The sequence below is a fragment of the Prosthecobacter sp. GW821-HT29F12 genome (assembly GCF_058803405.1).
Window position 1 is genome coordinate 1,426,064 of the sequence record NZ_CM179517.1, and the last position, 19,230, is coordinate 1,445,293.

Consider the following 19,230-nt stretch of genomic DNA (forward strand, 5'->3'; position numbering starts at 1 on the left):
ATCAGCTGTGTTTTTTCTTCCATTCCTGTGGCGGCACCAGACGTGTGTTCTCCGGCCAGGTGGCGCCTTGTTGAATCCAGTCATGCAGAAGCTGAGCGCCTTCCTGCTCCATGCCTTCCGGTGTGGGGGGCATGGCCACGGGGCTTTCGTGGCCCAGCAGCAGTACTTTGTAGAGAAGGCTTTGGTGAGGTGAGCCGGGAATGATCACCGCACCGCTGCGGCCGCCCTTCATGGCCAGTTTTTTCGTCTCCAGATTCAGCCCTGCGCAGACGTAGTGGTGCTGGTGGCACTCCAGGCAGCGTGTTTCGAGCAGAGGTTTCACTTCGGTCACAAAGTCCACCTGGTGAGGGGGCTCCATCTGCATGCAGGAGGCGAATCCCAGCAGTGCCGTCATGGCGGAGAACAGCTTGAGTTTCATAGGGAGGGGATGGGTGGAGGGGGCAGTGAATCAGGCGGCGAAGCCGAAGCGATGCTTCACCTGCACCGAGTCCAGATCCAGAGACCTGCCCAGCAGGCGCGAGGCCAGGCGCTCTGCGGCCACGCGCAGCATGCGGTCTGCCTGCCCCGCTTCGAGTTCGGCGCCCTCATGCTTGATCGAATGGATGCGTGCGCCGACGACGAGCAGGTTCATGAGGAAGTCCTCAGCTTCGACGGGATCGTCCGTGCGGTGAGTGTCCACGCGGTGGTTGTGCTGAGGGTGGATGACGTATTCGATTTCAAATTTGGCGATCATGGTGGTGGGGTGGGTGGATGGTTGGTTGAATGATGACACGCGGCATGCCGGCCTGCTCAGCCTGAGGTGGCGTGTTTGGTTCCGTTCTTGTGCAGTCAAGGTGCGGGGACAAAACGGCTCAGGCTGCGACGGGCGGCCTGACCACGAGCACCGAGCATGGCAGCCGGGTGAGCAAACGCTCCGCCGTGGATCCCATGAGGACGTAACGCAGATTGGTGCGGCCTTTGCCGCCGACGATGATCAAGTCGGCCTTTGCCTCCTCGGCATGAGCGACGATGCCATTGCCGTAGTTCAATGATTCCAGCAGCACTTCTCCGGCCTGGATGCCTTCGGCGGCCTCCTTGACGAACTCGTGCAGCTCCCGGCGCAGGCCCTCGATGAGCGTCTGCCGCTCCGCAGGCGTGAATACCACGGTGGGGCGGCCAATGCCGATCAATGCATCTGCTGACCCGCCATAGGGTGAGGAGATCAGCGGCTCCTGCCACACATGCAGGAAATCCACGCTGGCCGAGTCTTTGATGGCGATACGGCGCGCCGCAGCCACCACTTCTTTGGCGGTGTCTGAGAAGTCAATGCAGGCTACGACCTTCTTAAAGGCATGCGGGTGAGTGGAGCGCACAAGCAGCACGCGGGACGGAGACTTGCGGGCGAGTTTGCCGGAGACGGATCCCGCTCCTGCGAGTGTCTGGCCTGTGCCTGCGATCCCGGCCACAAGCAGGTCCGCCTTCAAGCTGCGCACGTGCTCAAGGATTTCATGCAGCGGGGTGCCCATGGCAATGGTGACCTCGGTATCGGCAGGCACCTCTGACTGTGCCAGCCAGGCATGGAGCGCAGTCCGGGCACCCTCCGTCGCCGTGGTGGCCTGGCTTTCATAGGCGGATTCACGGCTGGCGGCCAGGGTGGCCACGGCTGAGAAATCCACGACATGCAGCACGTGGAGTTTGGCTCCCTGCAGCCGGGCAATCCGGGAAGCCTGTTCAAGCGCGGCGCGAGATCCGGTGGAGAAATCAACGGCAACGAGGATGGTGTTGAGCGTGTTCATGGTATGGATGGGATGAAATTGTCACTCATTTAAACGTAATCCCGCAGGCTGATAAAAGGGCTCTTCGCGTCATATCATTGCGAATCCTGTGCGGATATTGATCCTAAGCTTTAGCTCCTGGGCGCACCCATGGAGGCATGGAAGACAACCCGCGCTGCATGATAAGCATCGCCATGAGCCGCTTCGGGCCTCAGCTTCGGAGGATGATTTAAATCTTCAGCTTATGAACGAAAAACTCGACACCCTGTTGGAAAAGATGCACGCGCTGGAAAAGGAAATTCTGCGCGAGCTGCAGAAGAAGGAGCTGGAGTTCTTCTACGAGGTGCGCCAGGGCAAGGTGCGCTTCACTGAGGAAGCACACGCACGGCACAAGCTGCTGGTGAAGAGATTTGCCAGCTACATCCGTGATTCGCGTTTCATGATCCTGCTCACCACGCCGGTGATCTGGGCGTGCTTCATCCCCATCGCACTGCTGGATGTGGCCATGATCGTGTACCAGGCCATCTGCTTTCCTGTCTACGGCATTCCGAAGGTGAAGCGCAGCGACTACATCCGGCTGGACCGGCGGCACCTGGCCTACCTTAACTGGGCGGAGAAGTTCAACTGCGAGTACTGCGGTTATGCCAATGGCGTGCTGGCCTGCGCCTCGGAGATCGCCGCGCGCACGGAGCAGTACTGGTGCCCCATCAAGCACGCGCTGCGCATGAAGTCCATGCACAGCCGCTACCGGCACTTCTTCGACTACGGCGACGCCGAGCATTACCGGCAGCAGATTGAAACGGTGAGGCGTTCGTTTGAGGACATTGAGAAGAATGACGCACCCGCAGCGAAGCCTCCCGTCAGCGCATGATCGGCCCGGCAATGACCAAATCACGAGCAGCCGCAGATGCGTACCCATGACAAGATCACATCACCGCCATGAAAACGAAAACCACAGCCGCGAACGCCACCCCTGAAACCCCAGCGAAGCCTCTTCCACGCAAGCTGGGGGCCAACCACAGCGAGACCGCCAGCCGGCCCCGCAAGCATGACAACAACTTCAAGCAGTCCAAAGATCTGCGCGAGGACCGAGGGGTTCGTCAGGTGAAAGCGAGCCCGAAATCACAGTCCGCGCGTGGTGGGCGCTGAATAACTTTCGGTCTACAGCGGCAGTGATCGCGAAGACCTGTGCGATGAGGCCAAGTTCACCGGCGTTACCCTCGACGGCGGCTATGCCGAGCATGCGGTGGCGGATGCGCGCGCCTGTTTCCCGCCGACCTGCGCTGAGAGTGATGTGAGATCCTGGCGATTGGCCCGTTGCTTGTTCATTCTTCAGGGCGATGCTCCGAGACATGGCTTTTCAAATCAACACTGAACTTCAATATGACGTGCTGATGAGAAGCACGATGCTGCTGAGCATCCATGCGCTTGCCACAAAGAATCAAAAGCTGCGGCTGGAATCCTTCTCTGTGACGCCTGGCGTGGTGTGGGAAGAACTGCCGGCAGGTGCGAGCGGGAACCGCTACATCCGATTGGAAACAGGAGATGCCACAAAGCTGGAAGTGAGCTACGCGGTGGTGGCCGAGACGCGGCACAAGATGGTCGAGCACGAAGAGATTCAGGGCATCCCGATCTCGGAGATCCATCGTTCGGCCATTTCGTATCTGTTCCCGAGCCGCTACTGCCAGTCTGACCGGATGGGGCGGCTGGCGATGAAGATGTTTGGCAACATCGAGCATCCCTATCATCAGACGGTGGCCATCGCGGACTGGATCTTTGAAAACATTGACTACCTCAGCGGCACGACGAATGAGGAGACCTCCGCCTATGACACGGTGACACAGCGTGCGGGTGTGTGCCGTGATTTTGCGCACCTTGGAATCGTTTTCTGCAGGGCGCTTTCTATCCCGGCCCGTTATTTTGCGGGATATGCCTGCGGCATGCAGCCGCCAGATTTTCACGCCTGTTTTGAGGCCTGCATCGGAAACCGGTGGTTCATTTTTGATCCCACGCAACGGGCTGCGCTCAACGGGTTGGTCCGCACCGCCACCGGGCGCGATGCTGCGGACGCCGCCGTGGCCACGATTTTTGGACAGATGCAGATGACCGGCATGTCGGTGTCCTGTGTGTCGGATGAATTTCAACCGCTCAGTGCCGCCGATCTGGCGGGCAGGGCCGTACTGATCGAGCCATGAGTGACAGCCATCTGCTGAGAATCATTCACCGCACGCACTACCAATACGCGGAACCGGTGACCTTCGACATGCATCGTCTGGTGATCCGCCCGCGAGAGGGGCACGACTTGCGGGTGGAGCAGCTGAGTCTGTCCATCACGCCTGCGGCGGATGTGACGTGGGCATGGGATATTTTTGGAAACTCAATCGCCTACGCGCATTTTAGTGAGCCGGGCAGGGAGTTGAAATTTGATGTGGATGTGGTGGTGAGGCGCTTTTTTTCGCCGGATACGCCCCCCCAAAAGTCACACAGCCCCAATCCCTATCCGCTGGAATATGATCTGCTGGAGCAGGCCATCCTGAAGGGCTATATGACACCGGTCTTCGCCGAGGAAACGGCCGCGATGGATGCGTGGATCGCCACGCTGCCAAACCCGAGGGAATTTCCCAGTGCCGAGGCTTTCGTGCTGCAAGTGGCGGAAGGCATTCACCAAAAGGTCCGCTACATGCGCCGCGAGCAGAAGGGGGGGCAGACGCCAGGGACAACTTTGTCTCTGGGCAGCGGATCGTGCCGCGATGTGGCGACGCTGATGATGGAAACGCTGCGGCATCTGGGCATCGCCGCGCGCTTTGCCAGCGGCTACCTGGACTGCCAGGCAACGCGTGCGGCACGTGGCTCGACCCATGCGTGGGCGGAGGTGTATTTTCCCCAGCTTGGCTGGCGTGGCTTTGACCCGACGACGGGAAAACGGTGCGAGCACCGGCACATCGTCACCGGGACGAGCCACCATCCGCGCGGCGTGATGCCGGTGAGCGGACGGTATTTCGGGCCGTCCGGAGCGTTTCTGAGCATGCAGGTCGGCGTGGAGTTTTCGACGCCGTAGCAGTAGGGCCTCCTTTGGGAGAAGCCTTCCATGTGGGCGGTGACTTGCCAAAAGTGGAGGGTAACAGGGGTGACGGGTGGCAGAGATGACCCCCGGCTGCTTTCCCTGTCGTTATCATCTTGAATCTCGTCGCGTCCTGCGGCATGGACACGGCCCCACTTACAACCATGTCCGAAGCCCGCAAGACCCTCGAAGAACGCGCTCAGATGTCTGACATCGACCGCCTGCGCCACTCCTGTGCCCACGTGATGGCCACCGCCATCCTGCGCCTGTGGCCAAACGCCCAGTTTGCCTACGGCCCGCCGGTCGAAAACGGCTTCTACTACGACTTTGATCTCCCGGATCACCGCATCACGCCGGATGACTTCGAGAAGATCGAGGCGGAGATGAAGAAGATCTCGAAGGAGAACCAGAAGTTTGAATGGAAGGGCGTCACCCGTGAGGAAGCCATCGCCATGGCAAAGTCCGGCCGTCTGGGTGGTCTGACGGAGCGTCCGGGAAATCCGAGCACGTTCAAACTGGACCTGCTGGAAAAGATTCCTGAAGGCGAGCAGATCTCGACGTTCCAGAACGGGGACTTCATTGACCTCTGCGCCGGACCCCACGTGGGCTACAGCGGCAAGTGCAAGCATGTCAAAATCATGTCCGTGGCCAGCGCCTTCTATATGGGCGACGACACGAAGCCGCAGCTTCAGCGCCTGTATGGAACGGCTTTCCCGACGAGCGAAGAACTCGCCAAGCATCTGGAACAGCTCGAAGAGGCCAAGAAGCGCGACCACCGCAAGCTGGGCAAGGAATTGAAGCTGTTCCACATCGACGAAGAAGTGGGGCAGGGGCTCATCCTGTGGACGCCGAACGGCGCGATCCTGCGTCAGGAATTGCAGAATTTCATCAGCGAAGAGCTGCGCAAGCAGGGCTACAGCCAGGTCTTCACGCCGCACATCGGCAAGGTGGGTTTGTACAAGACCAGCGGACATTTCCCTTATTACAAGGACAGTCAGTTCGCGCCCGTCATTGAGAACGACGATCTCGCCAAGGTGATCAAGGAAGGCTGCGGCTGCTGTGAAGTCATGGAGCGTCTCGGTGCCGTGTCTGCCCGCATGCGCCAGCAGCTCAATGAGCGTGCCGGCAAGGAGGTCATCACTGAGGACCGGGTGCTGCCGGATGACAAGCTGCTCGACGGCTTCCTGCTGAAGCCGATGAACTGCCCGCATCACATCAAGATTTACGATAGCCAGCCGCGCAGCTATCGCGACCTGCCGGTGCGCCTGGCCGAGTTCGGCACGGTGTATCGCTGGGAGCAGAGTGGTGAGTTGAATGGAATGACGCGCGTGCGTGGTTTCACGCAGGATGACGCGCATCTCTTCTGCACCGAAGACCAGGTGGCCAAGGAAGTTCTCGGCTGCCTCAGCCTCGTGAAGATCGTGCTCAACACCCTGGGCATGCACGACTACCGCGTGCGCGTGGGTCTGCGTGATCCGGACAGCAGCAAGTTCACCGGTAATCCTGAGCAGTGGGACAAGGCGGAAGCCGCCTGCCGCGAAGCCGCCGCCACCCTCGGCGTGCCCTTCACCGAAGAGCCCGGCGAAGCTGCGTTCTACGGACCGAAGATCGACTTCGTGATCAAGGATGTCATCGGCCGCGAATGGCAGCTTGGCACTGTGCAGGTGGACTACGTCCTGCCCGTGCGCTTTGACCTGACCTACAACGGCGCTGACAACCGTCCGCATCGTCCGGTGATGATCCATCGTGCGCCGTTTGGCAGCATGGAACGTTTCTGCGGCGTGCTCATCGAGCATTTCGCCGGTCACTTCCCGACATGGCTTGCGCCTGAGCAGGTGCGCATCCTGACCATCAGCGAGAAGGTGGACGCCTTTGCCGATGAGATCTATGCGCAGCTCAAGGATGCTGGCCTGCGTGTGTCGCTCAATAACGATGCTGACAAGATCGGTGCGAAGATCCGTTTGGCCCAGCTTGATCGTATTCCTTACATGCTCGTTCTGGGTGAGAAGGAAGCGGCAGCGCAGTGCGTGGCGGTGCGCCATAGCAAGAAGGGTGATCTGGGTGTGAAGCCGATTGCTGAGTTCCTTGCTGAGATTGCGGCGGAGGTGAAGGAGCGGAGGCTGTAGAGGCTCTGATCTTTAACCCATGCGGTTCCATAGCTTGAGTTCCCCAGGTCAGGATTTCGGTTCATTCTCGGCTCCGAATTCGAATCTTGGGGGACGGCTCTGGGCTCGATCCCGATTGTCATTTGCGCGAGGAGAGTGCTGGGTCTGCCCCCCAACAGAAAGTCTTTCAGATCATATCGTAAGTCTTCGAGGTTCGATTGAAGAATTGCAATCAATGCCAGGGAGCGATCTGATCAAGTCGCCTGATCGTTGTTTTGAGTTAGGTGGCGATTCTGATGGGCATGCTTACTTTATCTCAAGTGATTCGGGTGAGATTTATGTGTGGTGGCATGATCCAGATGAGCTGACGCGACTTGATGTGACGCCGTTTTCCATGGAGGAGCTCATTGAGTGGAGCATACGGAGAGATACCTCATATCCCCGCGACAGGAACTGGAGCACCTTTGTGGAAGCCGGTGCTTCGGGAACATTGGTAAACCTTGAGACTCCGGACGGCCTTGGCATGACAATGAACCTGCCATCCACGAGCATGCTGTTTTTTGGGCATCCTCAGGAATACTCATTCACTCGGATTCGCGAACGGATGGCTGTGTTTGGAGATTTTGAAGAGCAATTTGAGTCCGATCAGGTCTTGGCATTGCTCCAACCTCACCGGGGTTTTCTGGTCGAGATGACACATCGGCTGAGAGGGCGTCGATGCCAGATTAACTTGGAGGCCAATCATACTTTGCCCCACGATGCCAGATTGGTGGAACACGGTCGTCAGCTTGTTGATTGGCTGAAAGCGGAAGGATTCTGCGATGTTGATGACCTGTCGGTGATGATGCCTGGAGAATAGTCCATGCGGCCGACGGGCTCTGCTTTCTGGCTATGATCCCTACACCCGCGCCAATCCCAGCAGCTCCTTCACGCGCTCAATTTCCGCCGCCGAGGTCTTCGCCACAAAGCCACGGGCGTGGGCGAAGTGGACGTCGGGTTGTTTTTCGATGCGGGTGAAGTCGTAGAGAGGGTTGTCGTTGTGGCGGGAGAGGCCGTAGCCGGAGCCGCGGCGGTCGGGGTAGATGAGGGCGGCGACGGTGGTGGTTTTGCCGATGGTGGCGAGATAACGATCAATGCCGGCGGAGGGCTCGTCGGGCATGGGATCGGTGCGGGGGAGGAAGAGAATTTCGTGGTCGTCCACGGTCCAGATTTGCGCCTGCTGGGCGATGTAGTCGAGGCGGGTGCGAAGTTCGCGCAGGTACTCGAGGAGATCGGCACCGATGTAGCTGAGGATTTCCCAGAGGGGCTCGCCGGGCTCCAGGCGCTTGGCTTTGGCGAAGCGGCGCAGCACGGTGATGTCGATGGGGGAGTTGAGCTTGTTCATGGTGCCGCGGTCCACGCCGAGCCACTTGGCGGTGACGTTGGGGCCGCGGGTGTCGAACCACTCGGCAGGCTCCAGCCAGTCGCAGAACTGGCGGGCGTCTTCATAGACGCCGAGATGCTGCAGAACGAGACTCAGCGCGCAGACGGGCGGATGATCGGCAGGGAATTGATGATGGTCGAAGTTGTTGCACTTCGGGGCATGCTCGCCGCCGACATCGACGACAGCTATCGTGGGATCAGCGAGATCCTCCGGGGTGGGTTCGCGGCGGACGATGGGCACGCGGTGCACGGCGGCGAGGAGGCTGCAGGCGAGGAGCTCGTCTTTATGTGCGCCGCCGGGATGGGTGAGGATGAGGGTCAGAGACATGGAAGAAAATGAGATTGGGAGACAGTCCGATTGGGGGGCTGGAGCGGAGCGCAGGTGGCCGAGAGGTCAAGGAATAGTCATGAAGGGCGATGCACGATGACTGAGCACTGCCAATGCTGGATTATTGAAAATCCAGCCTATGTGGCATCCACCACCACGTGCGGTTTCCATTGTCTTTTGTCCCAAGGGTGTTTTTGTCTGGCCGCTGGTCCAACCAACCATCTGCGGGAATCGCTTTCGTATGAAGATGATCTATCGCCGAATCAGCTTTGTATGCGCCTTGCTGACAGGCGCACTGGGAGCGCTCACACTCATCGGCTGGGTTTCAGGACTGGAAGTGCTGGCGAGCATCCGCACGACTTACATCCCGATGGCACCGAGCACGGCGCTGGCGTTTACGCTGCTTGGCATGCTGATGCTGCTGAGGGAGCATCCGAAGTTCCGGCGGCCGGTGGCTGAGCTGCTGCTGGTCGTGGTTGGGATCGTGGCCAGCGGGAAGCTGGTGGAGTTTTTCAGCGGCAGGAGTCTCGGCGTGGAAGAATGGCTGGTGGCAGATCCGGCGATGTTTGGCGCCGTGCGCACGGGGCGGATGTCGCCGATCACCGCGCTGAATTTTCTGGTCATCTGTGTGGCCATTCTGGCGCTGCTGAAGGTGAGGCTGCGTTTCTGGGCGGGGCCTGCTGCAGCGGTGGTGCTGGCTATCAGTGCAGTGGTCGTGCTGGGCTACATGCATGGCACGCCGCTGCTCTATGGTGGAACCATCATCCCGGTGGCGCTGCCCACGGCGGCGGCGTTCATCCTGCTCGGCAGCAGCATCATCGCGGCCGTGGGTGCGGAGTGCTGGCCGTTTCGAAACTGGCAGGGGGATTCCACCCGGGCACTGCTACTCCGCTGGTTCCTGCCTGCAGTCGTGCTGGTGGCTCTGGCAGAGGGCCTGCTGCGCACCCATTACATCATCGACTGGACGCTGAATCCCGCGCTGACTTCGGCGCTGTCCACCTTGCTCTACATCCTGATCATCACCGCCGTGATCTCCCAGGTGGCGCGGCTGGTGGGGCGGCGCATCGACAAAGCGGAAAGCGAGCGCAATGCGGCGCAGGCTGCGTTGGAGGCGCTGAACCGCGAACTGGAGCAGCGCATCGCCGAGCGCACGCGGGAGCTGAGCGCGAAGAACCAGCAGATGGAGGAGGAGCTGACGATGGCGCGCGAGCTGCAGTTTGCACTGCTGCCGGATCACTTCCCCAGCGTTCCCCGCTCCGCTGCCGTCGGGGACAGCGCCCTGCAGTTCTTTTCCATCTATCAGCCCGCAGGCGTGGTGAGCGGTGACTTCTTCAGCGTCTTTCCTGTCTCGGAAACCGGGGTCGGCGTCTTTATTTGCGATGTCATGGGCCATGGCGTACGCGCCGCCCTCGTCACCAGCATGATGCGCGCGCTGCTGGAGCAGCACAGCGGGACAGACCTTGATCCCGGCCACCTGCTCACTCAGATCAATCACGGCCTGCATTCCATCCTCAAGCAGGCCGGAACCACGATGTATGCCACCGGCGTGATGATCATCGCCGATGCGGCCAAAGGCGAATTCCAGTACGCCATCGCCGGGCATCCCTCACCCCTGCATCTCAAGCGCAAGGCCGGCCAGACGGTGTTTCTCGAACTGAATGGAAGGGCCGGAGCACTGGGGCTCTTCCCGGATGTGGTATTTACCACCACCCGTGCCACCATGGCCCCCGGCGATCTCCTCATGCTCTACACCGACGGCTTGTTTGAAGTCGAGGACGAGGAGGGCAATTTGTTCAGCCAGGACGACCTCTTCAAAGTGGTCGATGAACGCCTGCATTTTCCCACGAGCGAGCTCTTCCAGTCCGTGCTCGCCGAAGTCCACGGCTACTCCCACCGCAGTGATTTCGATGATGACGTGTGCATCCTCGGCATTGAAATGGCATGTGTGCTTGGCGCGGAGAAACGCGAAAAAGAAGCCGCTCCGGCGGCCAGGGAGTCTTCAAAGAGTGCGCCGGCGGTGGTCATGTGATCAAGACCAAGACGCTGTCGCGTTTCAGTCAGTACGGCGCATGGCGGGCACCCATTGAATGAGCGCCATTCTTCCACGGCTGGTTGTGAACGCGTCCATGAAGGCGCGCCTTCCTGCCTCACTCTCCTGGCAGCGGCTCCGTCGGCCAGGTTTCCAGCCATGGGAGGCCGTAGGCGTTCAGATCAGCCATGAAGGGATCTGGATTGAGCTGCTCGATGTTCCAGACGCCGGGCTGGCGATACTCGGTGGGATTGGTGAGGAGCTGACGTGCGGCGATCATGGCGGGCACGCCGGTGGTGTAGCTGACGCCTTGGGAGTTCGTCTCCTTGAAGCACTCCTGATGGTCGCAGATGTTGTACACGTAGTAGCGCAGCGGCTGGCCGTCCTTGCCGGTGCCTTCGATCCAGTTGCCGATGCAGGTCTTGCCCTTGGTGTCTGCACCGAGGGTGCCGGGTTCTGGCAGGAGGGTTTTGAGGAACTCAATCGGGATGATGTCCACGCCTTTGTGCTTCACGGGATGGATACCGGTCATGCCGACGTTCACGAGCACTTCCATGTGCTTGATGTAGGCGTCGCCAAAGGTCATCCAGAAACGTGCGCGGCGGATGTCGAAGTGCTTGGTGAGGGATTCCAACTCCTCGTGGTAGAGGCAGTAGATGTTCTTGGGGCCGATGCCGTCCGGGAAGGGGAAGCTGCGCTTGATTTCGAGCGGCTTGGTCTCCACCCACTTGCCATCCTGCCAGTAGCGGCCGTTGGCGGTGACTTCGCGCAGGTTGATCTCAGGGTTGAAGTTGGTGGCGAAGGCCTTGCCGTGATCACCGGCGTTGCAGTCGAGGATGTCGAGGGTGTCGATCTTCGAGAAGTGGTGCTTCATCGCGTAGGCGGTGTACACATTCGTCACGCCCGGATCAAAGCCGCAGCCGAGCAGGGCGGTGAGGCCTGCTTTCTTGAACTTGTCCTGGTAGGCCCACTGCCAGTGGTACTCAAACTTGGCCACATCACGCGGCTCGTAGTTGGCGGTGTCGATGTAATGCACGCCGGCCTCAAGGCAGGCGTCCATGATGGTGAGATCCTGATAGGGCAGCGCCACATTGATGACGACTTCGGGCTTGTAGCTTTTCAGCAGCTTGACCAGCTCCGGCACATTGTCCGCATCCACGGCGGCGGTTTGAATCGGGCGCTTCAGTTCTGCGGCGATGCTGTCGCACTTGGACTTGGTGCGGCTGGCCAGCATGATCTCTCCGAACACATCGGGAAGCTGGGCGCATTTATGAACGACAACGCGGCCAACGCCGCCGGCTCCGATGATGAGGACTCTGTGAGACATGTGGGGGAAAGGGGAATGACGAAAAGGGAAGGTGGAATGCCAAATTTGGCGGGAGGTCGAGTGTAGCAGTCATGGGGGGAATGCAAGCGACGGAAATGGTGGTGTGGGGCAGGGATGAGGGCGTCCTCATGCACCTAACCGTCCTCGATCCTGCTGCTCATGCGAGCACCTTTCCAGAATGAGCTAAAGCTCAGCACTACTTTACTGGCGGCGGACCACCGTTTCCTCGCGCAGGCTGTGCAGCGAGGAGATCGGTGAGGAGGCCGCTGGAGGAGGCGGGCATGAGGGTGACGGTGGCTTTGCCGTTGATGATCTTCTGGGCTTCGAGCACGTCGAAGACGGCCTGGGCGACGTCGGGGTCGTTGGAGATGTCGCGCAGGGCGTTGCCGACGATTTCGGGGCGGACGGCGGCGGCTTTGGCGAGCTCGATGGCGGCGGTTTTTTCGGCGGTGCTGGTGATGACGCTGACCTGATTGACGCCGTCCTGCTTGATGGCGGAGGTGACCTGGCGGAGGCGGTTGACGACCTTGCTTTCGATCTGCTTGATCATCATGGCATCGCGGAAGTGGACCTTGCGGATGTAAACGCTGCCGAGCTTGAAACCCCATTCGTGAGACTTGGGCGTGACTTCGCTGCGCACGGTGTCGCTCATGACGTGACGGTTCACGAGCATTTTGGCGAGCGGCAGGTTGCTGAGGCAGCGGACGGTGGAGTTGCTGACGTTGGCGGAGAGGGAGCCACGAGGGTCGGTGTTTTTGAAGAGGAAGGAGACGGGATCGCTGACGAACATCTCATACCAGATGCCGATGCCCATGGGGGCGCCTTCTTCGGAATTGACCGGCTGGCTGCGCAGGTACATCTGATCCAGACGGAGATCGACGATGTGGCATTTGCCGAGCCAGTTGACCAGGAATGCAGCGGGGCCGAGTTTCGCGGGCAGGAAGTGCAGGCCGGGTTCATCAAGGGTGCCGACGACTTTGCCAAAGAGCAGGTACACCTGGCTGCGGCGCTCCTGCACGACGGCATAGAGCCCGATGATGCGCCCGATGGAAAGGATGAGCGGCACCGCAATGCTGCAGCCGATGAAGGTGACTGCGGCGGCGAGAAGGAAATGGGAGAAAGCGTCCATAAGAAGTTCTTTGTTCTCGGTTCTCAGTTCAGAGTTCCTGGTTCTTGGTGCTGGGTTTAATCTCTGCGGGTTTCGACGAAGACCTGGCTGGCCTTGTCGAAGAGGGCGAGGCGGACATTGCGCACGTAGGAGCGCAGGGCGGCGGTGCCGCGGGTTTTCAAATCGAGGAGCTGGGAGGCGAGGCACTTGAGGGGCTCGACTTCGGCCTGGGCTTTGAGCGTTTCGATTTCAACGGCGCGCTGGGACTGCACGATTTTCTGGTCGGCGCTGGCCTGGGCGAGGCTGATGTCTGAGGAGACCTGATTGTAGGCGGTGTTGATGGCGGCGAGGGCGGACTCGACTTCATGCGGCGGGTCGATGCCGGTGATCAGGGAGGCATCCAGCACGATGCCGTAGCGGGCGGAGGAGCTCTGGCATTCGTGGTCCATGTGCTCGTTGAGATCGCGCATGTTTTTGCGGATGTCGTTGATTGAGATGCCGATGGTGGAGGCGGCTGCAGAGTGCTCCGGATCGGCAGCGGGATCAGGCGGCGCCTCGAAGGTGGCGATGCGCTCGCGCAGGACGCTGACGAAGTAGCCCATGACGTGGGCGTAGGCGTTCTTCACGCCGAAGACGAAGGCGTAGAGATTGCGCTCTGAAACGCGGAAGCGGATCTGGCCATTGAGCCCGACGTTGAGCTGGTCCTTGGTGACGGCATCGAGGATGCTGCCGGAGTTGTTGGCGGAGGGATCATCGGGATCCCAGGCCATGTTCACGGTGCTGGTGGCGATGTCCACCTTGTACACCTTTTCCCAGGGCCATTTGAAATAGGGGCCGCCCGGCTGGATGACGCGCACCTGCGGGTAGTCGTAGCGCAGTTTCTGATCGGCGGTGAGATGCTCGGCGACGGGGTCATCAATCGTACGCAGATTGCCGACGCGTTGCGCACGGCCGAAGCTGGTTTTGACCGCGCGCTCGTTTTGATTCACCGTATAAAAACCAGCGATCAGGTAACGCATGAGGAACCAGACGAGGAATCCAACAAAACAGCCAAAGGCAGTGGACATAGGTAGGATAGGTTGCTGGCGGGAGACTCCGGGGGAAAGCCGCACATGCCAACTACAAAGGTGCGGAAGCGTTGGAATTCACCGCCTTAAGAATTTGGGGGCTGGAGCTGATGAGCGGCTCGGGGCAGGCCACTGGCCACTTTGCCGCTTGACCCCGGGCGGGGTACGAGGCAACTGCGGGAACCTACCATGAAGAAAATTTCCCTGTTCATCCTGCTCACGAGCGCCCTGTCATTGATGAGCTGCGCCACGGCCTCCAAGCCCCAACGCCAGCCTGTGGCGGGTGGTGAGATGGTCTTCTTTCCCAGCCAGCACATCTCGTTCTTTTTGCCAGACGGCTGGAAGGTGATGCCGAAAACGAAGGGGGAGGGGCGGCTGCTGGGCGCGGCGCATGATAACGGCGACCAACCCGGGGGCATCGTGTTTGCTCTGATCACGGCGCCTGATACCAGCCACAAGGGAGTCAAAGACCCTTATTTCATCAAGGATTACCAGCGCGCCTGGAGTGCGAAGGGCTTCACGAAGTTCAGCAAGCCGCAACTGGTGACGGTAGGCGGACGTGAAGCGATGCGCTGCGAAGCGCGCAAGCCGGAGACCAATCAATCCTTCTTGAACTACACGTTCATTGATAAAGGCCGGATGGTCGGTCTGCTGTTTGCCTATTATGGCATGCCGATCTCGCGTGGCCCCGCGGTGCAGCGGATTGTGGATTCGTTCTCGATACGCTGAAGCGAGAATGGGAGCAGGTCGGGACTTGGCAAGTTCCGCTCCTTGGGGGCGCGGCGTGCTGATAAAGGTGTGCGAATTGCGGCAAGCAAGGTGGGCGCATATAGCAAATCGCAAAACTCATTTCCGGATCGAGCAGATGGAGGCGGTCTGAGAGGCCGATGACATGAAGTGGTTGAGAGCGTGGCAGAGACGGTCTTCGAGCTCCGCGCCGCTGCGTGCGATCCAGTCGGCAAAGAAGTCGGCCTTCAGGCGCAGCCACAGCCGCTCAATAGGGTTGAAGTCCGGGCTGTAAGGCGGCAGGAACAGCGCTTCGAAGTGGTGCCAGTTGAGCGTTTTGACCTTGTGCCAGGAGGAGTTGTCGAGCACCAGCACCCGGCGCAGATCCGGTTTCGCTGGCACGCTGCGCGCCAGTTCGTCAAGCCAGCACTGGAAGACAGCGCCATCGACGCCATCAAACATGAGGCTGAAGAACTCGCCGCTCTGCGGACAGACGGCCCCTACGACGCTGCGGCGGATATGCTTGCCGAGATGCGGCACCTTGGGCTTGCTGCCCGGCTGCACCCACCGGCGTCTTGGCCGGGGATCGCCATCCACGCCGCACTCGTCACCGAACCAAAGCTCGACCTGTGGGTCTGCGGCCAGTGTGGCGATCTGCGTGCGGAAGCTCTGGCGCTGCGCCTCACGCTCGGGTTCATCCAGCAGGGGCAGCGGCCAGGGACGCGGCACGCGCAGGTGAAAGTCCAGGTCATGGAGATAGCGCACCACGGTGCTGTAGCTCAGCTCGGCCTGGAGCCGCCCGAGCAGCCAGCCGTGGACCTTCACGCCGGTCCAGTGCTCCATGGCCGCCTGGGCGGGGTCTTTGAGCACGGGCACCAGCACCTCTTCGAGCCGTTGCAGGGCGATCTTGCGTCTTCTGCCTCCCGTGGGTTTGCTGATGAGCGCGTCGATGCCTCCATGGTTGTATTTGATGATCCAGAGCCGAACCATGCGCTCGCTGCGGCAGAAGGTCTCGCAGACGTCCACACGGTCCATGCCTCGCAGCAGGCAGCGCATGGCGGCCAGCCTGATGTAGCTGCGCTTGTTGGGCGCGGCCTCCATCGCCGCCTGGAGTTGCTCCAGCGTGGCGTTGTCCACATCAGGTCTGAGTTCTTGCGCTCTCAACAACCATCCTCAAAGCACTGCCGCACGTTTTGTACAGCACTTTTTGCTCCGCTATCCGGAAATCAGTTTTGGAAATCGCTATAACACGCCGGAACCGGCTAAAGCCGGGACTACAATACATGGTCTGCGGCCTTCGTTCCTCGCCGCGCAAGCGCAGTCCAAAAAAAGACCATGAGATGGAAGTCTCATGGTCTGCTGTGCTCGGGTGAGGAGCGAATCTAGTTGCTCCAACTCAAATGGTCTTGCGCTTGCGCTTGATGTTGAGGTGGATGGTGGCGCGCTGGATGGCTGCCATGGCGGCGGCGACTTCTTCCTGATGTTCGCCGGGCTTGAGGTTTTCGAGGGCCATTTTCGCGCGGGCGATGGCTTCCTCTGCGGCTTTTTCGTCGATCTTGTCGGCGTCCACAGCGGCATCGGTGAGGATGCGGGTGACGGAACCGGTGACTTCGACCAAGCCTTCGCCGACGGCGAGTTCGATCGTTTTGCCGCCCTTGGTGATGCGCAGCTCACCGGGGACCAGGGTGGTCACGAGATTGCTGTGCGCAGGCAGGACGCCCATTTCACCCTCATACCCCGGAAGCACGACGGTATCGACCTCATCGGAGTAGATGCGGGCTTCAGGGGTGACGATTTCCAGTTTAAGAGGCATGAGATGGAGAAATGACGAATGACGAAATCAGAATGACGAATGAATACGCCGTTGGTTGGCAGCGCAGTGGATTAGTCCTTCTTAACGGAGTCGATGCCGCCCTTCATGTAGAAGTTGGCTTCAGGGACGCTGTCGTGCTTGCCGTCGAGAATTTCGGCGAAGCCTTTGATCGTGTCGGCCACCTTGACGTACTCGCCTTTGGTGCCGGTGAAGATTTCGGCCACGTGGAAGGGCTGGGAGAGGAAGCGCTGGAGCTTACGAGCGCGGAAGACGGTGAGTTTGTCTTCTTCGCTGAGTTCGTCCATGCCGAGAATGGCGATGATGTCCTGAAGGTCTTTGTAGCGCTGAAGGACGCGCTGCACGCCACGGGCCACGCGGTAATGCTCTTCACCGACGATTTCAGGCGCGAGGGCCTTGGACACGGAAGCGAGAGGATCCACAGCAGGGTAGATGCCCAGCTCGGCAAGGGAACGCTCAAGCACGACGGTGGAGTCAAGGTGGGCGAAGGTGTTGGCCGGAGCAGGGTCGGTCAAGTCATCAGCAGGGACGTAAACGGCCTGGAAGGACGTGATGGAACCGGTCTTGGTGGAGGTGATTCGTTCCTGCATCTGACCCATTTCAGCGGCCAGAGTCGGCTGGTAACCCACGGCGGAAGGCGTACGTCCAAGGAGAGCGGACACTTCGGAACCGGCCTGGGAGAAACGGAAGACGTTGTCCACGAAGAAGAGCACGTCCTGGTTCTTTTCATCGCGGAAGTACTCGGCCATGGAGAGGGCGGAGAGGGCGACGCGGAGACGGGCACCTGGAGGCTCGTTCATCTGGCCGTAAACAAGGGCCACCTTGGAGCCGGGCTCGCTGATGTAACCGCCCTGGTCGTTCTTCACGATGTCGTGGCCGTTCTTCTTCACCTTGATAACGTCGGACTCGATCATTTCATGGTAAAGGTCGTTACCTTCACGGGTACGCTCACCCACACCGGCGAACACGGAGTAACCACCGTGGCCTTTGGCGATGTTGTTGATGAGTTCCATGATGACGACGGTCTTGCCGACGCCAGCACCACCGAAGGCGCCGACTTTACCACCCTTGGTGAAAGGGCAGATGAGGTCGATGACCTTGATGCCTGTTTCGAGGATCTGAGCGGAAGGATTCTGATCGACGAGAGCAGGAGCGGCGCGGTGAATGGCGTAGCGCTTCTGTGTCACGGGGGCGGCCTGGTCATCGCAAGCGTCACCGGTGACGTTGAAGATACGACCCAGGACTTCTTCACCCACAGGAACGGTGATCGGGCCGCCGGTGTCGAGGACGTCCATGCCGCGCTTGAGACCTTCCGTGGAAATCATGGCGATGGAGCGGACCCAGCCGTCACCCATGTGGCTCTGAACTTCGCAAGTGAGGCGGACCTGCTTGCCAGCCTGGTTGAAGTTGATTTCGAGGGCGTTGTAGATGCCGGGCAGCTTGCCAGTGGCGGAGAAATCCACGTCCACCACGGGACCGATGACTTGAACGATTTTGCCGATGTTGCTCATAAAAGAAGGGAAAAGTGAAAAGGGAGAAGTGAAGGGGGCTTATTCAAGAGCCATCTTGGCGGTGGTGATTTCGAGGAGTTCGTTGGTGATCGCGGCCTGACGGAGCTTGTTGTATTCAAGGCTGAGGTCCTTGATCATCTGCTTGGCGTTGTCGGTGGCGTTCTTCATGGCCACCATTCGGCTGGAGTGCTCGGAGGCGCGGGATTCGAGCACCATCTGGTAAACGGTGTCGTTCACATACTGCGGAAGCACGGTTTCAAAGACGACCTGAGCGCTGGGTTCAAATTTGTACTCCAGAGAGTCCGCAGCAGTCGGGGTGATTTCGTGACCAAAGTCACGCTTGCCACCCAGAGTCACCGGATTCACGGGCAGCAGCTGCTCGACCGATGGAAGGACGGTGACGGTGTTGATGAAGTTGTTGAAGATCACGAGCACCTTCTTGTATTCGCCGGTGCGATACTTTTCCTGGATAAAGCGGCTGACTGCGCGCACTTCGGCGAACTTGGCAGGGTCCTTGATCGGGAAATCAGCCACCAGTGTGCGGCGCAGACGGTTGATGGCCTGCACGGCTTTGCGGCCGATGGTGACGTATTCGACTTCACCTTCGATCTGCGAGGTGATGAGCTTCTTGAACAGGTTGGTGTTCAAGGCGCCGCAGAGACCTTTGTCGGAAGCGATGAGGAGGACGAGGGTCTTGTCGCCCTTGCCTTCGGCGAAGAAGGGGTGGATGCCTTCTTCGGCGTGCGCCTTCAGGTTCACGAGAACCTTGTTGAGCATTTCGGCGTAGGCACGGCCATGGCTGGCCTGGTCCTGCGCTTTTTTCATCTTCGCAGCCGCGACGAGCTGCATGGCCTTGGTGATCTGGGCCGTGTTTTTGACCGATTTGATTCGGCGTCGGATGTCGCGGGTGGAGGGCATGTGAGCGGGGAGCTAGGAGCGTGTAGCAGAAAACCGGAGAGCG

Annotated in this window: 19 protein-coding genes and 1 pseudogene; 9 read left to right on the forward strand and 11 right to left on the reverse strand. The window is 59.9% G+C overall.

Features of this window, described 5'->3' with window-relative positions:
* Position 1: 1 nt before the first annotated feature.
* From AC3RLQ_RS06050 to AC3RLQ_RS06060, 3 genes are all read right to left on the reverse strand, one after another.
* Positions 2–418, reverse strand: coding sequence for a c-type cytochrome domain-containing protein (locus AC3RLQ_RS06050; protein ID WP_493035293.1), 417 nt, complete (start codon positions 416–418; stop codon positions 2–4).
* Positions 419–448: 30 nt separating this feature from the next.
* Positions 449–733: a hypothetical protein gene (locus tag AC3RLQ_RS06055; protein ID WP_493035295.1), complete on the reverse strand. Its 285-nt coding sequence runs from the start codon at positions 731–733 to the stop codon at positions 449–451.
* A 118-nt stretch (positions 734–851) separates the two neighbouring features.
* Positions 852–1,775, reverse strand: coding sequence for a universal stress protein (locus AC3RLQ_RS06060; protein WP_493035297.1), 924 nt, complete (start codon positions 1,773–1,775; stop codon positions 852–854).
* Positions 1,776–1,998: 223 nt separating this feature from the next.
* Between AC3RLQ_RS06060 and AC3RLQ_RS06065 the strand changes: the two genes are divergently transcribed.
* The 7 genes and pseudogenes from AC3RLQ_RS06065 (at position 1,999) to AC3RLQ_RS06095 (ending at position 7,779) form a co-directional block, all read left to right on the forward strand.
* Positions 1,999–2,625 (forward strand): hypothetical protein, encoded by a 627-nt coding sequence (locus AC3RLQ_RS06065; RefSeq protein WP_493035299.1) that lies wholly within the window; start codon positions 1,999–2,001, stop codon positions 2,623–2,625.
* A 68-nt stretch (positions 2,626–2,693) separates the two neighbouring features.
* Entirely contained in the window at positions 2,694–2,903 is a 210-nt protein-coding gene (locus AC3RLQ_RS06070; RefSeq protein WP_493035301.1) for a hypothetical protein, read from the forward strand.
* A 13-nt stretch (positions 2,904–2,916) separates the two neighbouring features.
* Positions 2,917–3,027 (forward strand): annotated as a pseudogene (locus AC3RLQ_RS06075) (alcohol dehydrogenase); the annotation flags it as partial.
* 79 nt (positions 3,028–3,106) lie between these two features.
* Positions 3,107–3,949, forward strand: a complete 843-nt coding sequence (locus AC3RLQ_RS06080; protein WP_493035303.1) for a transglutaminase-like domain-containing protein — start codon at positions 3,107–3,109, stop codon at positions 3,947–3,949.
* Entirely contained in the window at positions 3,946–4,812 is an 867-nt protein-coding gene (locus AC3RLQ_RS06085) for a transglutaminase family protein (RefSeq protein WP_493035305.1), read from the forward strand. The genes AC3RLQ_RS06080 and AC3RLQ_RS06085 overlap by 4 nt, the downstream gene beginning before the upstream one ends.
* Before the next feature lie 167 nt (positions 4,813–4,979).
* Entirely contained in the window at positions 4,980–6,941 is a 1,962-nt protein-coding gene (gene thrS / locus AC3RLQ_RS06090) for a threonine--tRNA ligase (RefSeq protein ID WP_493035307.1), read from the forward strand.
* 214 nt (positions 6,942–7,155) lie between these two features.
* Entirely contained in the window at positions 7,156–7,779 is a 624-nt protein-coding gene (locus AC3RLQ_RS06095; protein ID WP_493035309.1) for a hypothetical protein, read from the forward strand.
* A 39-nt stretch (positions 7,780–7,818) separates the two neighbouring features.
* On the opposite strand, the gene AC3RLQ_RS06100 is transcribed toward AC3RLQ_RS06095, so the two are convergent.
* Positions 7,819–8,670: an MYG1 family protein gene (locus AC3RLQ_RS06100; RefSeq protein ID WP_493035311.1), complete on the reverse strand. Its 852-nt coding sequence runs from the start codon at positions 8,668–8,670 to the stop codon at positions 7,819–7,821.
* A 247-nt stretch (positions 8,671–8,917) separates the two neighbouring features.
* Here AC3RLQ_RS06100 and AC3RLQ_RS06105 point away from each other — a divergent pair, with 247 nt between their 5' ends.
* Positions 8,918–10,699, forward strand: coding sequence for a PP2C family protein-serine/threonine phosphatase (locus AC3RLQ_RS06105; protein ID WP_493035313.1), 1,782 nt, complete (start codon positions 8,918–8,920; stop codon positions 10,697–10,699).
* A 118-nt stretch (positions 10,700–10,817) separates the two neighbouring features.
* Here the strand turns inward: AC3RLQ_RS06105 and AC3RLQ_RS06110 are convergent, their stop codons facing one another.
* The 3 genes from AC3RLQ_RS06110 to AC3RLQ_RS06120 form a co-directional block, all read right to left on the reverse strand.
* Positions 10,818–12,026, reverse strand: coding sequence for a saccharopine dehydrogenase family protein (locus AC3RLQ_RS06110; RefSeq protein WP_493035315.1), 1,209 nt, complete (start codon positions 12,024–12,026; stop codon positions 10,818–10,820).
* Between the two features lie 196 nt (positions 12,027–12,222).
* A complete protein-coding gene (locus AC3RLQ_RS06115; RefSeq protein WP_493035316.1) occupies positions 12,223–13,155 on the reverse strand; it encodes an SPFH domain-containing protein in 933 nt (310 codons plus the stop codon).
* Between the two features lie 56 nt (positions 13,156–13,211).
* On the reverse strand, positions 13,212–14,201 hold the full coding sequence (locus AC3RLQ_RS06120) for an SPFH domain-containing protein (RefSeq protein ID WP_422320030.1): 990 nt from the start codon (positions 14,199–14,201) through the stop codon (positions 13,212–13,214).
* A 189-nt stretch (positions 14,202–14,390) separates the two neighbouring features.
* Here AC3RLQ_RS06120 and AC3RLQ_RS06125 point away from each other — a divergent pair, with 189 nt between their 5' ends.
* A complete protein-coding gene (locus AC3RLQ_RS06125; protein ID WP_493035318.1) occupies positions 14,391–14,930 on the forward strand; it encodes a hypothetical protein in 540 nt (179 codons plus the stop codon).
* A 117-nt stretch (positions 14,931–15,047) separates the two neighbouring features.
* On the opposite strand, the gene AC3RLQ_RS06130 is transcribed toward AC3RLQ_RS06125, so the two are convergent.
* The 4 genes from AC3RLQ_RS06130 to atpG form a co-directional block, all read right to left on the reverse strand.
* Positions 15,048–16,064, reverse strand: a complete 1,017-nt coding sequence (locus tag AC3RLQ_RS06130; protein WP_493032190.1) for an IS630 family transposase — start codon at positions 16,062–16,064, stop codon at positions 15,048–15,050.
* A gap of 259 nt (positions 16,065–16,323) precedes the next feature.
* Complete coding sequence (gene atpC / locus AC3RLQ_RS06135; RefSeq protein WP_422320032.1) at positions 16,324–16,740, reverse strand: ATP synthase F1 subunit epsilon; 417 nt, start codon at positions 16,738–16,740, stop codon at positions 16,324–16,326.
* Positions 16,741–16,811: 71 nt separating this feature from the next.
* Positions 16,812–18,269: a F0F1 ATP synthase subunit beta gene (gene atpD, locus AC3RLQ_RS06140; protein ID WP_493035319.1), complete on the reverse strand. Its 1,458-nt coding sequence runs from the start codon at positions 18,267–18,269 to the stop codon at positions 16,812–16,814.
* Positions 18,270–18,308: 39 nt separating this feature from the next.
* Positions 18,309–19,187 (reverse strand): ATP synthase F1 subunit gamma, encoded by an 879-nt coding sequence (atpG, locus tag AC3RLQ_RS06145; protein ID WP_422320034.1) that lies wholly within the window; start codon positions 19,185–19,187, stop codon positions 18,309–18,311.
* Positions 19,188–19,230 lie beyond the last annotated feature (43 nt).

Bases quoted from the DNA above. Each gene is read 5' to 3' on its own strand.
- AC3RLQ_RS06050 (WP_493035293.1), bottom strand. From the start codon at position 418: ATGAAACTCAAGCTGTTCTCCGCCATGACGGCACTGCTGGGATTCGCC.
- AC3RLQ_RS06055 (WP_493035295.1), bottom strand. From the start codon at position 733: ATGATCGCCAAATTTGAAATCGAATACGTCATCCACCCTCAGCACAAC.
- AC3RLQ_RS06060 (WP_493035297.1), bottom strand. From the start codon at position 1,775: ATGAACACGCTCAACACCATCCTCGTTGCCGTTGATTTCTCCACCGGA.
- AC3RLQ_RS06065 (WP_493035299.1), top strand. From the start codon at position 1,999: ATGAACGAAAAACTCGACACCCTGTTGGAAAAGATGCACGCGCTGGAA.
- AC3RLQ_RS06070 (WP_493035301.1), top strand. From the start codon at position 2,694: ATGAAAACGAAAACCACAGCCGCGAACGCCACCCCTGAAACCCCAGCG.
- AC3RLQ_RS06080 (WP_493035303.1), top strand. From the start codon at position 3,107: ATGGCTTTTCAAATCAACACTGAACTTCAATATGACGTGCTGATGAGA.
- AC3RLQ_RS06085 (WP_493035305.1), top strand. From the start codon at position 3,946: ATGAGTGACAGCCATCTGCTGAGAATCATTCACCGCACGCACTACCAA.
- thrS (WP_493035307.1), top strand. From the start codon at position 4,980: ATGTCCGAAGCCCGCAAGACCCTCGAAGAACGCGCTCAGATGTCTGAC.
- AC3RLQ_RS06095 (WP_493035309.1), top strand. From the start codon at position 7,156: ATGCCAGGGAGCGATCTGATCAAGTCGCCTGATCGTTGTTTTGAGTTA.
- AC3RLQ_RS06100 (WP_493035311.1), bottom strand. From the start codon at position 8,670: ATGTCTCTGACCCTCATCCTCACCCATCCCGGCGGCGCACATAAAGAC.
- AC3RLQ_RS06105 (WP_493035313.1), top strand. From the start codon at position 8,918: ATGATCTATCGCCGAATCAGCTTTGTATGCGCCTTGCTGACAGGCGCA.
- AC3RLQ_RS06110 (WP_493035315.1), bottom strand. From the start codon at position 12,026: ATGTCTCACAGAGTCCTCATCATCGGAGCCGGCGGCGTTGGCCGCGTT.
- AC3RLQ_RS06115 (WP_493035316.1), bottom strand. From the start codon at position 13,155: ATGGACGCTTTCTCCCATTTCCTTCTCGCCGCCGCAGTCACCTTCATC.
- AC3RLQ_RS06120 (WP_422320030.1), bottom strand. From the start codon at position 14,201: ATGTCCACTGCCTTTGGCTGTTTTGTTGGATTCCTCGTCTGGTTCCTC.
- AC3RLQ_RS06125 (WP_493035318.1), top strand. From the start codon at position 14,391: ATGAAGAAAATTTCCCTGTTCATCCTGCTCACGAGCGCCCTGTCATTG.
- atpC (WP_422320032.1), bottom strand. From the start codon at position 16,740: ATGCCTCTTAAACTGGAAATCGTCACCCCTGAAGCCCGCATCTACTCC.
- atpD (WP_493035319.1), bottom strand. From the start codon at position 18,269: ATGAGCAACATCGGCAAAATCGTTCAAGTCATCGGTCCCGTGGTGGAC.
- atpG (WP_422320034.1), bottom strand. From the start codon at position 19,187: ATGCCCTCCACCCGCGACATCCGACGCCGAATCAAATCGGTCAAAAAC.